We start from the raw sequence: 13,371 nt of genomic DNA, 5'->3' as shown, positions 1-13,371 counted from the left end.
GCGGCAGTCGTCAGTTGCCGACGCGGCGGCGCAGATCCTGGAAGGCGGTGTAGTTCGCGATGACCTCGATCCGGCCGGGCGGCGCCAGCTGCACGGCCTGGTCGGCGTTCTCGCAGACCTGGAAGTGCTGGTTGGCCACTTCGAGCCGGACCGCGAGGTCGAGCTTGCGGTCGCCGATGACGAAGATCGGGTGCCCGGTGAGCTGCGTGTAGTCGACGTCCCATAGCCAGGAGGTGTCGGTGCCGTCGGCGCCCCGCGCGTTCACCGAGAGGATGACCGGGGTCGGCGGCGGGTCGATCAGCGAGAACGTCTCCAGCCAGCCGGCCGGGTTCTTGGCCAGCAGCAGTCGTAGATCGCGCTGCATGAACTGCACGACGTCGTACCGCCCGGCCACCGCCTGGACCTGGTACATGCGCTCCAGACCGACCTGCGGCGGTACGCCGAACACGGCGGCCACGGCTGCGGAGGCGGCGGCGTTGGACTTGTTGGCCCGACCCGGCAGCTGGAGGTGGATCGGCCAGGCCGACCCGTGCGGGTCGATGACGTGGTCGCCGGAGAGCGCCCAACTCGGCGTCGGGCGGCGGAAACCGCACTGACCGCAGAACCAGTCGTCGCCGGGGCGCTGCATCACGCCACCGCAGGACGGGCAGGACCAGGCGTCGTCCTTCCACATCTGCCCGGCGGCGACCCAGATCACGTTGGGGGAGGAGGACGCGGCCCACACGACGAGCGGGTCGTCCGCGTTGGCGACGACGACGGCCTTGCTGCCGGCCAGCCCCTCACGCCAGTTCTCGGCGAGCATGCGCGTCTCGGCGGCGCGGTCGAGCTGGTCGCGGGAGAGGTTCAGCAGCGCGATGCACTTGGGGTCGGTGTCGCGGGCGACACCGGCGAGGTACTTCTCGTCGACCTCGATGACCCCGAACTTCGCGTCCGAGCCGCCCGCGAGCGCCGAGGTGATACCGGCGGGCATGTTGGCGCCCAGGGCGTTCGACACGACCGGCCCGGCGGCGCGCAGGGCCTCCGCGATGAGCCGCGTGGTCGTGGTCTTGCCGTTGGTGGCCGAGACCAGGATGACGTCCAGGTGCTGGGCGAGCCGGGCGAGGAGGTCGGGGTCGAGTTTGAGGGCTACCTTGCCGCCGATCACCGATCCGCTGCCGCGCCCTGCCGCACGCGATGCCGCCGCAACGGCCTTGCCGGCCGTCACGGCCAGCTTGGCCCGCGGAGTGAGCGGGTCCGAGTTGCCTGCCATCAGATCTCGATCCTCCTTGCGTACGCGCCGCGCCTGTGCCTCCGGCCACGTGGTGTGGGCCTCAGCCTATCGAGATCCGTACACCGGACCCGCATCGCGGCACCACCACGGCGCCCGCGCGACATGGGTGACCGTACCCTTGCGGCCATGCGACAAGGCTCCATCCCGGGTACGCGGGGGCGCGTCCGCCCTCTGACACTGCTCGGCGACCCCGTTCTGCACACCCCCTGCGCGGAAGTCACACACTTCGACGCCGAACTCGCCGCGCTGGTCGAGGACATGTTCGCGACGATGTACGCGGCCCAGGGAGCGGGCCTCGCCGCGAACCAGATCGGCCGCTCCCTGCGGGTCTTCGTATACGACTGCCCCGACGACGAGGAGACCCGCCACGTCGGCCACGTGGTCAACCCCCGCCTGGTGACGGCGGAAGGCCTGCTCCTGCGCGGCCCCGAGGGCTGCCTGTCCCTCCCGGGCCTGGAGGCGGGCACGGAACGGTACGACGAGGCGACGGTCGAGGGCTTCACGACGACGGGCGACCCGGTACGGGTGACGGGCACGGGCTTCTTCGCAAGATGCCTCCAGCACGAGATGGATCATCTTGAGGGCGGCGTCTACGCGGACAGGCTGAGCGGCTGGCGCCACAGCAGGCTGATGCGGAAAGCAACCCGAGCAAATTGGTACCGGGCCGGGGAGCTTACCTAGGGGCGCGGGGCTGTGACATTTGCGGCTCCGCCGCGGGGCGCGACAAGCCCCCACGCACCCGCAGTCAAAACACAACCCCTCAGAACCCCGGCCCACCGATGCGATCCCCGGCGGCAGCCAACCGTCCCCACAGCAAATCAGCCAAACTCCGCACCAACTCAGCCCGAGAACAAGGCCGTTCCCCAAGCCACCAATCCCCCGCCGCATGCATCATCCCGACGATCCCGTGCCCCCACACCCGAGCCAACTGCTGACTCCCCGGCCCAAGATCAAGCCGGTCCTCGATCACCTGAGCCAACTCCTCGCCCATCAGCCGCAGCAACGGCAACGAGTGCTTCCCCACATCGAACCCGGGATCCCCGGGCGACCCCGCGTCGGCGGGATGCATCAGGAACCGGTACACCTGAGGCCGCGCCTCGATCGCCGCGAGGTAGGCGTCCAGCGTGGCCTCCACCCGCTCACGCCGCTCCGCGGGCGCGTCCAGCGCGGCCCGCAGGGAGTTGAGCAGGGCGTCGGTGTGCCGCTTGGCCAGGGCGGCGTAGAGTCCGCCCTTGTCGCCGAAGTGCCGGTAGAGGATCGGCTTGGTGATGCCCGCCTCGGCGGCGATGGCGTTCATCGAGGCGCCGGGCCCGTCACGCAGTACCACCCGGTCCGCGGCCTCCAGCAGCTCGCGCCGGCGGCGGTCGGCGGACCGCTGCTGATCGTTCTGCTGCGTGGATTCCATGGTTTTCTCCCCACCCCGTGCTGATATCGGTGACGCCTGCGCAAACTAACACTCATCGGTGCATGCCCATCGAACGGGCTGCCGACCGTGGTCCGGGAGTTGACTTTTCCTACCGACGGGTAACAGACTCCAGTTACCGTAGGTAACATGCTAGTGCAGCACTGGAGGGGTCATGGCCGAATTCACCATGGAGCTCAACGACGAACAGAAGGAGGTTCGCGACTGGCTCCACGGGTTCGCCGCCGATGTGATCCGGCCCGCCGCCGCCGAATGGGACGAGCGCGAGGAGACCCCCTGGCCGGTCATCCAGGAGGCCGCGAAGGTCGGCATCTACTCCCTGGACTTCTACGCCCAGCAGTACTTCGACCCCACCGGCCTCGGCATCCCGATGGCCATGGAGGAACTGTTCTGGGGCGACGCGGGCATAGCCCTCTCCATCGTCGGCACTGGCCTCGCCGCCGTGGGCGTCCTCGCCAACGGCACCGAGGAGCAGATCGGCACCTGGATCCCCCAGATGTACGGCGACGCGAACGACGTCAAGGTCGCCGCCTTCTGCTCCTCCGAGCCCGACGCCGGCTCCGACGTCGCCTCCATGCGCACCCGTGCCGTGTACGACGAGGCCAAGGACGAGTGGGTCCTCAACGGCACGAAGACCTGGGCGACCAACGGCGGCATAGCCAACGTCCACGTCGTCGTGGCCGTCGTCGACGCCGACCTCGGCTCCAAGGGCCACGCCTCCTTCATCGTCCCGCCGAACACGCCCGGCCTGTCCCAGGGCCAGAAGTTCAAGAAGCACGGCATCCGCGCCTCGCACACCGCCGAGGTCGTCCTGGAGAACGTCCGCATCCCCGGCTCCTGCCTCCTCGGCGGCAAGCAGAAGCTCGACGAGCGCCTCGCCCGGGCCCGCGAGCGGGCGAAGTCCGGCGGCGAGCGCGTGAAGAACGCGGCGATGGCGACGTTCGAGGCGAGTCGGCCCGCCGTGGCCGCGATGGCGGTCGGCACCGCCCGTGCCGCGTACGAGGTCGCCCTCGACTACGCCAAGACCCGGGAGCAGTTCGGGCGCCCGATCATCGACAACCAGGGGATCGCCTTCCAGCTCGCCGACATGCGTACGTCCATCGACGCGGCGCGGCTGCTGACGTGGCGGGCGTCGTGGATGGCGATCAACGGGAAGCCGTTCACGGCGGCGGAGGGGTCGATGTCGAAGCTGTTCGCCAGCGAGACGGCGAAGAAGGTCACTGGGCAGGCGATTCAGATACTCGGCGGTAATGGCTACACGCGCGAGTACCCGGTGGAGCGCATGCACAGGGATGCGGCCATCTACACGATTTTTGAGGGTACGAGTGAGATCCAGCGGTTGGTGATTGCTCGGACCTTGTCGGGGATGCCGATCCGGTAGCGCCGTTGGGGGTGCGGTGCGTCTCGGGCTGCGGGTGCGTCGTGGCTTGTCGCGCAGTTCCCCGCGCCCCTAAAGCAGGCCGGTCCGCTCGCCCCCTACCCGGACGCGCCGCCACTGCTGTGGGCGATGCAGGCCACGTCGATTCGGTCGGCCAATTTGGCCAGTTCGATGGTGAGGGCGGCCACGGTGTCCTCGTCGAGGCCGTCCTGGCCCGCCTCCACCAGGTGCAGCCAGCGGCCTCCGACCGTGCGCAGCAGTTTGCTGACGTCGGAGGCGGCCACCTGCAACGTGCCGCGGTCGTCGACGATCAGAGGCAGAGTCACTTCGCGGTTCACAGGGGGGATCGTAGCCGCGGAACGCTCACGCTCCGTGCCATACCGTCGTGATGTTGCAGAACTCGCGGATTCCGTGCCCCGACAGCTCCCGCCCGTACCCGGACCGCTTGACCCCGCCGAACGGGAACGCCGGGTGGGACGCGGTCATGCCGTTGACGAAGACACCGCCCGCGTCGAGATCCCGTACGAACCGGTCCACCTCGGCCTCGTCCTGGGTCCATACGTTCGAGCTGAGCCCGAAGGGGGTGTCGTTGGCGATTGCCAACGCATCCTCCAGGTCGGCCGCCCGGTACAGGGTCGCGACCGGGCCGAAGGTCTCCTCCTGGTGGATGCGCATCTCGGGTGTGATGTCGGTGAGGACGGTCGGCGCGTAGTACCAGCCGTGGTCCGTGAGCCCCTCGGGGCGTTCGCCACCGCACAGCACCGTGGCGCCGCTCTCCACGGCCTCATCGACCAGCTCCTCCAGCTCGGTCCGGCCCTGTTCGGTCGCGATCGGGCCGACCTGGGTGTCCTCGGCCAGCGGATCGCCGACCCTCAGCTCGGCCATGGCGTTCGCGAAGCGTTCCGCGAACGCGTCGAAGACGTCCGTGTGGACGATGAACCGCTTGGCTGCGATGCACGACTGCCCGTTGTTCTGCACACGCGCAGTCACCGCGACCTGCGCCGCCCGCTCGACATCGGCGGACGCCAGCACGACGAAGGGGTCGCTGCCGCCCAGCTCCAGCACCGTCTTCTTGACCTCGTCCCCGGCGACGGCCGCCACCGCACGCCCGGCGGGCTCGCTCCCGGTGAGAGTGGCCGCACGTACGCGGGGGTCGCGCAGCACGTCCTCGACGGCGCCCGAGCCGATCAGCAGGGTCTGGAAGCAGCCCTCGGGGAAGCCTGCCCGGCGGAAGAGATCCTCCAGGTACAGGGCGGTCTGCGGCACGTTCGAGGCGTGCTTGAGCAGACCCACGTTGCCCGCCATCAGGGCCGGCGCCGCGAAGCGGATCACCTGCCAGAGCGGGAAGTTCCACGGCATCACCGCGAGCACCGGCCCCAGCGGACGGTAACGGACCAGGACCCGGGAGGCACCGGAGTCCTTCACATCGGCGGCGGCGGGCTCCTCGTCGGCGAGCAGCCCCTCGGCGTGCTCGGCGTACCAGCGCATCGCCTTCGCACACTTCGCGGCCTCCGCACGGGCCTGCGTCACCGGCTTGCCCATCTCGACCGTCATGGTCCTGGCGATGTCGTCCCGGTCCTCGTCGAGCAGGTCGGCGGCCCGGTGCAGCAGCCGGGCGCGTTCGGCGAAGGCGGTCGTGCGATACGTACGGAAGGTGGCCTCGGCGGTGGCGAGCCTGCGCTCGATCTCCTCGCCGCCCATGGCCTCGTACGTCAGAATCGTCTCGCCGTTCGCCGGATTCACCGTCGCGATGGGCATGCTGGCCTCCTGCTTGAGGGCTGTCCTTCGACCTTCCCGCGCGCCGAGGGCCCACGCAACGCGTACGCGGGCCACCGGCGAGGTCTCTCAGTGCCCCGAGTGCTCAGCCAGCCGGTCCAGAAACCCGGTCTGCGCGGTCACGATCACGGCCCGTGCCTCGTCCAGCGTGAACCATCGCACCCGGTCCAGCTCGGGGAACTCCCGCTCCTGCCCGGACCCCCGGGGCCACTCCATCCGAAAGGTGCCCGGCACGACGGCGGCGGGATCGAGATCGGCCTCGACAGCCCAGGCGGTGACCAGCTTGCCGCCCGCCTGCAGTACGTCCCCCAGCGGCACCGGCTCGCCGTCCGGCGGCGCCAGTCCCAGCTCCTCCTCGAACTCGCGGCGCGCGGCGTCCCAGGCGGTCTCGCCGTCCACGTACTCGCCCTTGGGAATCGTCCAGGCCCCGGCATCGCGCCGGGCGAAGAAGGGCCCGCCCATGTGCCCGAGCAGCACCTCCGGCGCGGCATCGGGCGAGGCCCGCCGGAACAGCAACAACCCGGCACTGCGCTTCCCGTTGGGCTTGACGGTCATTTCGTCGCCTCCGGATGGGCGGCCAGCAGGGTCTGTACGGTATCGGCCTCGGCCGGCGTCTTGTCCTCCCGGTAGCGGACGACGCGGGCGAAGCGGAGGGTGACGCCGGCCGGGTAGCGGGTGGAGCGCTGCAGACCGTCGTAGGCGATCTCGACGACCAACTCCGGGCGTACGGTCACGACCCACCCGTCGTCCGAGACGGCCAGCGCCTGCAGCCGCTCGGTCTGCCAGGCGAGCATCACGTCGGTCATGCCCTTGAAGGTCTTGCCGAGCATGGCGAAGGTGCCGTCGGGGTTGCGGGCGCCGAGGTGGAGGTTGGAGAGCTTGCCGGTACGGCGCCCATGGCCCCACTCGGCGGCCAGGACGACGAGGTCGAGCGTGTGTACGGGCTTGACCTTGAGCCAGGCCGCACCGCGCCGCCCCGCGCTGTACGGGGCGTCGAGGCCCTTGACCACGACCCCTTCGTGACCGCGCGCGAGGGTGTCGGCGAGGAACCGTTCGGCGCCGGGGATGCCGGTCGGGCTGTCTGCGAGCAGCCGTCGTACGCGCATCGGCTCGGGGACCAGGCGGGCCAGGGCCGCGTGCCGTTCGACGTAGGGGAGGTCGAGGAGGTCGTGGCCGTCGATGGAGAGGGCATCGAAGAAGACGGGGGAGACGGGGGTCTCCCGGGCCGCCGTGGCGACGTCCGCGCGTGAGCCGACGCGGCCGGCGGTCTCCTGGAAGGAACGTGGCCGTCCGGCGGCGTCGAGGGCGATCACCTCGCCGTCGAGGATGAACCGTTCGCCGGTCAACTCCCTTGCGGCGGAGGTGACTTCGGGGAGGCGGTCGGTGATGTCGTCGAGGGTTCGGGTGTAGAGGCGTACGTCGTCGCCGTCGCGGTGGACCTGGACGCGGATGCCGTCCAGCTTCTCCTCGACGGCACAGGCGCCGAGCTTGTCGACGGCTTCGGCGACCGAGGTGGCGGTGTGGGCGAGCATGGGCTGGACGGGGCGGCCGACGGTGAGGCGGAAACGGGCGAGGGCGGGTGGCCCTTCGGCGAGCAGGGCCTGCGCGACGGGTTGGACGGCGCCCGCGAGCATCACGGCCCGCCGTACGTCGGCGGGCGGTGCCTCGGTGGCGAGCGCGAGCCCTTCGACGGCGACCGCGTCGAGGGCACCCTGGCGTACCTCTCCGGTGATGAGCCCGACCAGGAACCGCTGCTCGTCAGGTGTGGCGGCGGCGAGCAACTCGCCTACCAGGCGCTTGCGTTCGGCCTGGGAGCCGGTGCCGGTGGCGGCGCCGACGGTGGTGAGGCGGGCGTGTACGTCGAGGACGGTGAGGGTGGGTTCGGGGGCGCCGGGGATCTGCTGGTCCAGCACTTTCCACCCGATGCCGAGGCGGCCCTGCGGGAGGTGGCCCGCGAGGTAGGGGATGACGACGGGGACGTCTTCGGGGGCGGCGTCGCGGAAGAGTTCGGCGAGGAGGGCGATCTTGCGGGTACGGGCGGAGGTGGCGGCCACCTCCTGGGAGACGTGGGCGAGACGGGTGAGGAGCATGCCGTCATGGTGCAACGGGGCTGCGCGCTTCACACCTGGACAGCCCGCTTTCGCCCCCGCCGCCCCTACCCGTTCCCATCCCTGGGGGCTGCGCCCCCAGACCCCCCTTCGTCCTCAAACGCCGGACAGGCTGACATACCCAGCCCGTCCGGCGATTGAGGACGAGCGCGTTCAGCGCGACAACGGGGGTTCGGGGGCGGCAGCCCCCGAAGGATGGGAACGGGTAGGGGCGGCGGGGGCGAAGAAACCGTCTCCGCCGTCGCCCGTCCGCTGCCGCATTGACAAACCTCGTTGCCGAAACTGCAATGGCACGCATGAGTGAGACGAGCGACGACACCGGTCATGTCCTCGCCGAGGTCGGGCCCCGGCTGCGGCGGATCCGTAAGGAGCGGGGGGCGACGCTCGCGGGGCTGTCCGCCACCACCGGGATCTCCGTCAGTACCTTGTCCCGGCTGGAGTCCGGGCTGCGGAAGCCCAGTCTCGAACTGCTCCTGCCCATCGCGCGTGCCCATCGCGTCGCGCTCGACGAGCTGGTCGGGGCGCCGGCCGTGGACGACCCCCGGGTGCGGGCCAAGCCGATCGTGCGGCACGGGCGGACGTATCTGCCGCTGACCCGGCAGCCGGGCGGGCTCCAGGCGTTCAAGGTGATCCTGCCGGTGCTCGGCGAGGAACCCGAGCCGCGTACGCACGAGGGGTACGAGTGGGTGTACGTGCTGTCGGGGCGGCTGCGGCTGGTGCTCGGGGAGCATGACGTCGTGCTCGGGTCGGGGGAGGCCGCCGAGTTCGACACGCGGGTGCCGCACTGGTTCGGGGCGGTGGGGGAGGGGCCCGTGGAGTTCCTCAGCCTGTTCGGGCCGCAGGGGGAGCGGATGCACGTACGGGCGCGGCCGACCCGTTCGAAGGGTGCGCGGTCGTGACGTACGCGACTGCCGTGGACCGGTTCTCGACGGTTCCCTGATCTGCAAGCGACCGCTTAGTATGCGGTCGAGCCCGGTCAGCTGGACAAGACAAGCGCGCAGTTCCGTGGAGGCCCCCATGCAGGCATGGCAAGTGCACCAGAACGGTGAGCCGAGCGAGGTGATGGTCCTCGGCGAGGTGGAGCGGCCGGTGCCCGGCGACGGCCAGGTGCTGCTGAAGGTGCGGGCCGCCACCATCAACTTCCCGGACGTCCTGATGTGCCGTGGGGAGTACCAGATCAAGCCGCCGCTGCCGTTCACCCCGGGCGTCGAGATCTGCGGTGAGACCGAGGACGGGCGCCGGGTCATCGGGAATCCCGCCCTGCCGTACGGCGGGTTCGCCGAGTACGTCGTGGCGGACGAGCGGGGGTTGTTCAGCGCTCCCGAGTCGCTCGACGACGCCGAGGCCGCCTCCCTGCTCATCGGGTACCAGACGGGGTGGTTCGGGCTGCATCGGCGGGCCGCCCTGGAGGCCGGTGAGACGCTACTCGTGCACGCCGCCGCGGGCGGGGTCGGCAGCGCCGCCGTACAGCTCGGCAAGGCCGCCGGAGCCACCGTCATCGGCGTCGTCGGCGGGGCCGACAAGGTGGGCGTCGCGCGGGAGTTGGGCTGTGACGTCGTCGTCGACCGGCGTACGGAGGATGTCGTCTCCGCCGTCAAGGAGGCCACCGGCGGGCGTGGCGTCGACGTCGTCTACGACCCCGTCGGCGGGGCCGCCTACACCCAGTCCACCAAGGTCGTCGCCTTCGAGGGGCGGATCGTGGTCGTCGGGTTCGCCAGTGGGGCCATTCCCAGTCCCGCGCTCAACCACGCCCTCGTGAAGAACTACTCGATCCTCGGGCTGCACTGGGGGCTGTACAACACCAAGAACCCCAAGCTGGTCCAGCACTGCCACGAGCAGCTCACCGAACTGGCCGCCCGGGGCGCGATCAAGCCCCTCGTGAGCGAGCGCGTACCGCTGGGCGGGGCCGCCGCCGCCGTGCAGCGCGTCGCCGACGGGGTCACCACCGGCCGGGTCGCCGTACTGCCCTCGCTGTCGTCCTCGGAGAACGGAGCCGCCGCATGACCGCCGTCGACGCCACCGAACTCGTCCGGCTCACCAAGGAGTTGCTGGCCGCCCATCCTCCTGCCAGCACCGATCGGCTCGACTTCCTGCGGGCCCGGTTCGACGCCGGGCTCGCCTGGGTGCACTATCCGGAGGGGCTGGGCGGGGTCGGTGCGCCGCGTTCTCTCCAGGCCGTCGTGGACGCCGAGTTGGCCGCTGCTGGGGCGCCCGACAACGACCCCCGGCGCATCGGCATCGGGCTGGGCATGGCCGCCCCGACCATCCTCGGCTTCGGCACCGAGGAGCAGAAGCGGCGGTTCCTGCGGCCGTTGTGGGTGGGGGAGGAGGTCTGGTGTCAGCTGTTCAGCGAGCCGGGGGCCGGGTCCGACCTCGCCGCGCTGGGTACGCGAGCCGTCCGGTCGGGGGACGACTGGATCGTCAACGGGCAGAAGGTGTGGACCTCCAGCGCCCATCTCGCCCGCTGGGCCATCCTCATCGCCCGCACCGACCCGGACGTGCCCAAGCACAAGGGCATCACCTACTTCGTCTGCGACATGACCGACCCCGGTGTCGACGTACGCCCGTTGCGCCAGGTCACCGGTGAGGCCGAGTTCAACGAGGTGTTCCTGACCGACGTCCGCATCCCGGACGCCCACCGCCTCGGCGAGGTCGGCGACGGCTGGCGGGTCGCGCAGACCACGCTCAACAACGAGCGCGTCGCCATCGGCGGAATGCGGCTGCCCCGCGAGGGCGGCATGATCGGGCCGGTCGTCAAGACCTGGCGTGAGCGGCCGGAGCTGCGGACTCATGATCTGCATCAGCGGTTGCTCAAGCTGTGGGTCGAGGCCGAGGTCGCCCGGCTCGCCGGGGAGCGGCTGCGGCAGCAGCTCGTCGCGGGCCAGCCCGGTCCCGAGGGCGCCGGGATGAAGCTCTCGTTCGCCCGGCTCAACCAGGAGATCAGCGGCCTGGAGGTCGAACTCCTCGGCGAGGAAGGCCTGTTGTACGAGGACTGGACCATGCGCCGGCCCGAACTGGTGGACTTCGTCGGCCGGGACGCCGGCTACCGCTACCTCCGCTCCAAGGGCAACAGCATCGAGGGCGGGACCAGCGAGGTCCTGCTGAACATCGTCGCCGAACGCGTCCTGGGCCTGCCCAGCGAGCCGCGCACCGACAAGGACGTCGCCTGGAAGGACCTCGCCCGATGAGCACGACGAGCACCGAGCCCGACCTGCTGTACTCGGAGGACGAAGAGGCGCTGCGCGCCGCCGTCCGGGATCTGCTCACCGACCACTGCGACCCGGCCGGTGTGATCACCCGCATGGAGACGGACGCCCCGCACGACCTCTCCCTGTGGAAGTCCCTCGGCGAGGGCATGGGGCTCGCCGGTCTGCTGGTGCCCGAGGCACAGGGCGGCCAAGGTGCCTCGCATCGTGAAGTGGCCGTCGTGCTGGAGGAGTTGGGGCGCTTCGTCGCACCCGTGCCCTACCTCACGAGTGCCGTCGTCGCCACCGAGGCGCTGCTCGCCGGTACGGGTGACGCCGCCGGTGAGCTGCTCACCGCGCTCGCCTCCGGCCGCACGGTCGGTGCCCTCGCCGTCGCGCTGAACGTGGCTCCCGGCGGCGCCTACAAGGTCGTCGTCCACGAAGGCGGCCTGCTGCACGGCGAGTTGACCGGCATCGCGGACGCGGCCGTCGCCGATGTGCTGCTGGTACCGGCCGACGACGGCGGGCTGTACGCGGTCGACACCGGCGCGGCTGCCGTCACCGTCACCCCGCAGGTCTCCTTCGACCTCACCCGGCCGGTCGCCACCGTCACCCTCGACGGGGCGTCGGCGCGGCTGCTGGGCGACGCCGAACCCGCCGTACGGCGTGCGCTGCGGGCCGGGGCCGGGCTGCTCGCCTCCGAGCAACTCGGGCTCGCCGAATGGGCGTTGACGGAGACCGTGCGCTATCTCAAGGACCGCAAGCAGTTCAACCGGCCCGTCGGCGGCTTCCAGGCCGTCAAGCACCGGCTCGCCCAGCTCTGGCTGGAGGTCGTCAGCCTGCGCGCCGCCGCCCGGGGCGCCGCCGACGCCCTCGCCACCGGCAGCGCGGACACCGATGTCGCGGTGGCCGTCGCCCAGTCCTACGCCGCCCCCGTCGCCGTGCGTGCCGCCGAGGAGGCGCTCCAGCTGCACGCCGGCATCGGCATGACGTGGGAGCACCCGGTGCACCTATGCCTGAAGCGCGCCAAGGCCGACTCGATCGCCTACGGGACGGCGGGCGGCCACCGCTCCGCCCTCGGCGAACTGGTCGACCTGCGCGCTCCCTGACGTACACCGCCGCAAGGCCGCGAAGGCCCGCCCCCGACCGGGGCGGGCCTTTTCGTGTGCCCGGCGCCGATGAAATGAACACGCAGAGTCAGCGGTGAACACCCAGCGGCAGTCCGGCCAACTCCCGCGCCAGGCCCTGCTGCTGGGCCTTGCCCTCCCCGCATACTCGCGGAGGCTTCATACCTCGACCCCAGCTCCAGAGTCAGCCCCACATGAACTCCAGCCAGGGAGGCAGCGCATGGCCCTCACCACCCGTCGCAGAGCCCTCACCGCCTTCGGTGCCGCCGTCCTGGGCACCGTCGCCCTGCCCGCCGCGCGGGCCCTCGCGGGCGAACCGACGTACGGTCCGCGGCCGTTGTGGCGAGCCCACGCCCACAACGACTACGAGCACCCCCGTCCCCTCCTCGACGCCCTGGACCACCGCTTCGGCAGCGTCGAGGCCGACATCTACCTCGTCGGCGACCAGCTCCTCGTCGCCCACGACCCCGCGGACCTCGACCCGGCCCGCACCCTCGAATCCCTCTACCTCGACACCCTCGCCGCGCGCGTCCGCGCCAACCACGGTTCCGTGTACCGGGGTTACCACCGGCCGCTCCAGCTGCTCATCGACATCAAGACCGAGGGCTCGTCGACCTATCTGGAACTCGACCGCCATCTCCGCCGCTACCGGGGCCTGTTCACGACGTACGCCCACGGCCGGGTCCACCCAGGGCCGGTCACCGCCGTGATCTCCGGGGACCGGGCCGCCCGGGTGCCCATGGAGGCGCAGAGCGTACGGCGGGCCTTCTACGACGGGCGGCTCGCCGACCTCGGCACCTCGGCGCCGGCCTCCTTCGTGCCGCTGATCTCCGACAACTGGACGCTCAACTTCACCTGGCTCGGCGTCGGTTCGTTCCCCGACGCCGAGCGCGCCAAGCTCAACGGCATCGTCTCGGCCGCCCACAGGCGCGGGCAGCAGGTGCGATTCTGGGCCACCCCGGATGTCGCAGGGCCCGCCCGGGACGCGCTGTGGGGCGAACTCCTGGCCGCCGGTGTCGACTACTTCAACACCGACGACCTGGCGGGGCTCGAAGCGTTCCTCGATGCCCACGGGACGCCGTAACGCCTGCGGGAGGCGGAGTC

Annotated in this window: 13 protein-coding genes; 7 read left to right on the top strand and 6 right to left on the bottom strand. The window is 71.0% G+C overall.

The window, feature by feature from the left end; genetic code table 11:
* Nucleotides 1-10 precede the first annotated feature (10 nt).
* On the bottom strand, nucleotides 11-1,249 hold the full coding sequence (locus CW359_RS10585) for a MurT ligase domain-containing protein (protein ID WP_105969559.1): 1,239 nt from the start codon (nucleotides 1,247-1,249) through the stop codon (nucleotides 11-13).
* Between the two features lie 147 nt (nucleotides 1,250-1,396).
* On the opposite strand from CW359_RS10585, the gene def reads away from it, so the two are divergent.
* Nucleotides 1,397-1,951, top strand: coding sequence for a peptide deformylase (def, locus tag CW359_RS10580; protein WP_198655166.1), 555 nt, complete (start codon nucleotides 1,397-1,399; stop codon nucleotides 1,949-1,951).
* Between the two features lie 79 nt (nucleotides 1,952-2,030).
* Here the strand turns inward: def and CW359_RS10575 are convergent, their stop codons facing one another.
* The gene (locus CW359_RS10575; RefSeq protein ID WP_105969557.1) at nucleotides 2,031-2,675 is read right to left on the bottom strand and encodes a TetR/AcrR family transcriptional regulator; all 645 of its coding nucleotides are present in this window, start codon (nucleotides 2,673-2,675) and stop codon (nucleotides 2,031-2,033) included.
* 172 nt (nucleotides 2,676-2,847) lie between these two features.
* Between CW359_RS10575 and CW359_RS10570 the strand changes: the two genes are divergently transcribed.
* Nucleotides 2,848-4,074, top strand: a complete 1,227-nt coding sequence (locus tag CW359_RS10570) for an acyl-CoA dehydrogenase family protein (RefSeq protein ID WP_105969556.1) — start codon at nucleotides 2,848-2,850, stop codon at nucleotides 4,072-4,074.
* 95 nt (nucleotides 4,075-4,169) lie between these two features.
* Here CW359_RS10570 and CW359_RS10565 read toward each other — a convergent pair whose 3' ends face one another.
* From CW359_RS10565 to CW359_RS10550, 4 genes are all read right to left on the bottom strand, one after another.
* Nucleotides 4,170-4,409, bottom strand: a complete 240-nt coding sequence (locus tag CW359_RS10565; RefSeq protein ID WP_105969555.1) for a DUF6213 family protein — start codon at nucleotides 4,407-4,409, stop codon at nucleotides 4,170-4,172.
* A gap of 25 nt (nucleotides 4,410-4,434) precedes the next feature.
* Nucleotides 4,435-5,829, bottom strand: coding sequence for an NADP-dependent succinic semialdehyde dehydrogenase (locus CW359_RS10560; protein WP_105969554.1), 1,395 nt, complete (start codon nucleotides 5,827-5,829; stop codon nucleotides 4,435-4,437).
* Nucleotides 5,830-5,916: 87 nt separating this feature from the next.
* A complete protein-coding gene (locus CW359_RS10555; protein WP_105969553.1) occupies nucleotides 5,917-6,402 on the bottom strand; it encodes an NUDIX hydrolase in 486 nt (161 codons plus the stop codon).
* Complete coding sequence (locus tag CW359_RS10550) at nucleotides 6,399-7,937, bottom strand: ATP-dependent DNA ligase (protein ID WP_105969552.1); 1,539 nt, start codon at nucleotides 7,935-7,937, stop codon at nucleotides 6,399-6,401. The genes CW359_RS10555 and CW359_RS10550 overlap by 4 nt, the downstream gene beginning before the upstream one ends.
* A 314-nt stretch (nucleotides 7,938-8,251) precedes the next feature.
* On the opposite strand from CW359_RS10550, the gene CW359_RS10545 reads away from it, so the two are divergent.
* The 5 genes from CW359_RS10545 to CW359_RS10525 all read left to right on the top strand — a co-directional run bounded on the left by CW359_RS10545 (nucleotide 8,252) and on the right by CW359_RS10525 (nucleotide 13,351).
* Nucleotides 8,252-8,854: a helix-turn-helix domain-containing protein gene (locus tag CW359_RS10545; RefSeq protein WP_105969617.1), complete on the top strand. Its 603-nt coding sequence runs from the start codon at nucleotides 8,252-8,254 to the stop codon at nucleotides 8,852-8,854.
* 118 nt (nucleotides 8,855-8,972) lie between these two features.
* A complete protein-coding gene (locus CW359_RS10540) occupies nucleotides 8,973-9,959 on the top strand; it encodes an NADPH:quinone oxidoreductase family protein (RefSeq protein WP_105969551.1) in 987 nt (328 codons plus the stop codon).
* Nucleotides 9,956-11,143, top strand: coding sequence for an acyl-CoA dehydrogenase family protein (locus CW359_RS10535; RefSeq protein WP_105969550.1), 1,188 nt, complete (start codon nucleotides 9,956-9,958; stop codon nucleotides 11,141-11,143). Before CW359_RS10540 ends, CW359_RS10535 begins: the two co-directional genes overlap by 4 nt.
* The gene (locus tag CW359_RS10530) at nucleotides 11,140-12,249 is read left to right on the top strand and encodes an acyl-CoA dehydrogenase family protein (RefSeq protein ID WP_105969549.1); all 1,110 of its coding nucleotides are present in this window, start codon (nucleotides 11,140-11,142) and stop codon (nucleotides 12,247-12,249) included. Before CW359_RS10535 ends, CW359_RS10530 begins: the two co-directional genes overlap by 4 nt.
* Nucleotides 12,250-12,487: 238 nt before the next feature.
* Complete coding sequence (locus CW359_RS10525) at nucleotides 12,488-13,351, top strand: phosphatidylinositol-specific phospholipase C/glycerophosphodiester phosphodiesterase family protein (protein WP_105969548.1); 864 nt, start codon at nucleotides 12,488-12,490, stop codon at nucleotides 13,349-13,351.
* The last annotated feature ends 20 nt before the right edge of the window (nucleotides 13,352-13,371 follow it).

The sequence above is a fragment of the Streptomyces geranii genome (genome assembly GCF_002954775.1).
Lineage (GTDB): Bacteria > Actinomycetota > Actinomycetes > Streptomycetales > Streptomycetaceae > Streptomyces > Streptomyces geranii.
This window is presented reverse-complemented; position numbering and strand designations above follow the sequence as displayed.

Excerpts from the sequence above, each read along its gene's own strand:
- CW359_RS10545 (WP_105969617.1), top strand. The coding sequence starts at position 8,252 with ATGAGTGAGACGAGCGACGACACCGGTCATGTCCTCGCCGAGGTCGGG.
- CW359_RS10530 (WP_105969549.1), top strand. The coding sequence starts at position 11,140 with ATGAGCACGACGAGCACCGAGCCCGACCTGCTGTACTCGGAGGACGAA.
- CW359_RS10555 (WP_105969553.1), bottom strand. The coding sequence starts at position 6,402 with ATGACCGTCAAGCCCAACGGGAAGCGCAGTGCCGGGTTGTTGCTGTTC.
- CW359_RS10550 (WP_105969552.1), bottom strand. The coding sequence starts at position 7,937 with ATGCTCCTCACCCGTCTCGCCCACGTCTCCCAGGAGGTGGCCGCCACC.
- CW359_RS10560 (WP_105969554.1), bottom strand. The coding sequence starts at position 5,829 with ATGCCCATCGCGACGGTGAATCCGGCGAACGGCGAGACGATTCTGACG.
- CW359_RS10540 (WP_105969551.1), top strand. The coding sequence starts at position 8,973 with ATGCAGGCATGGCAAGTGCACCAGAACGGTGAGCCGAGCGAGGTGATG.
- def (WP_198655166.1), top strand. The coding sequence starts at position 1,397 with ATGCGACAAGGCTCCATCCCGGGTACGCGGGGGCGCGTCCGCCCTCTG.
- CW359_RS10585 (WP_105969559.1), bottom strand. The coding sequence starts at position 1,249 with ATGGCAGGCAACTCGGACCCGCTCACTCCGCGGGCCAAGCTGGCCGTG.
- CW359_RS10525 (WP_105969548.1), top strand. The coding sequence starts at position 12,488 with ATGGCCCTCACCACCCGTCGCAGAGCCCTCACCGCCTTCGGTGCCGCC.
- CW359_RS10570 (WP_105969556.1), top strand. The coding sequence starts at position 2,848 with ATGGCCGAATTCACCATGGAGCTCAACGACGAACAGAAGGAGGTTCGC.
- CW359_RS10575 (WP_105969557.1), bottom strand. The coding sequence starts at position 2,675 with ATGGAATCCACGCAGCAGAACGATCAGCAGCGGTCCGCCGACCGCCGC.
- CW359_RS10535 (WP_105969550.1), top strand. The coding sequence starts at position 9,956 with ATGACCGCCGTCGACGCCACCGAACTCGTCCGGCTCACCAAGGAGTTG.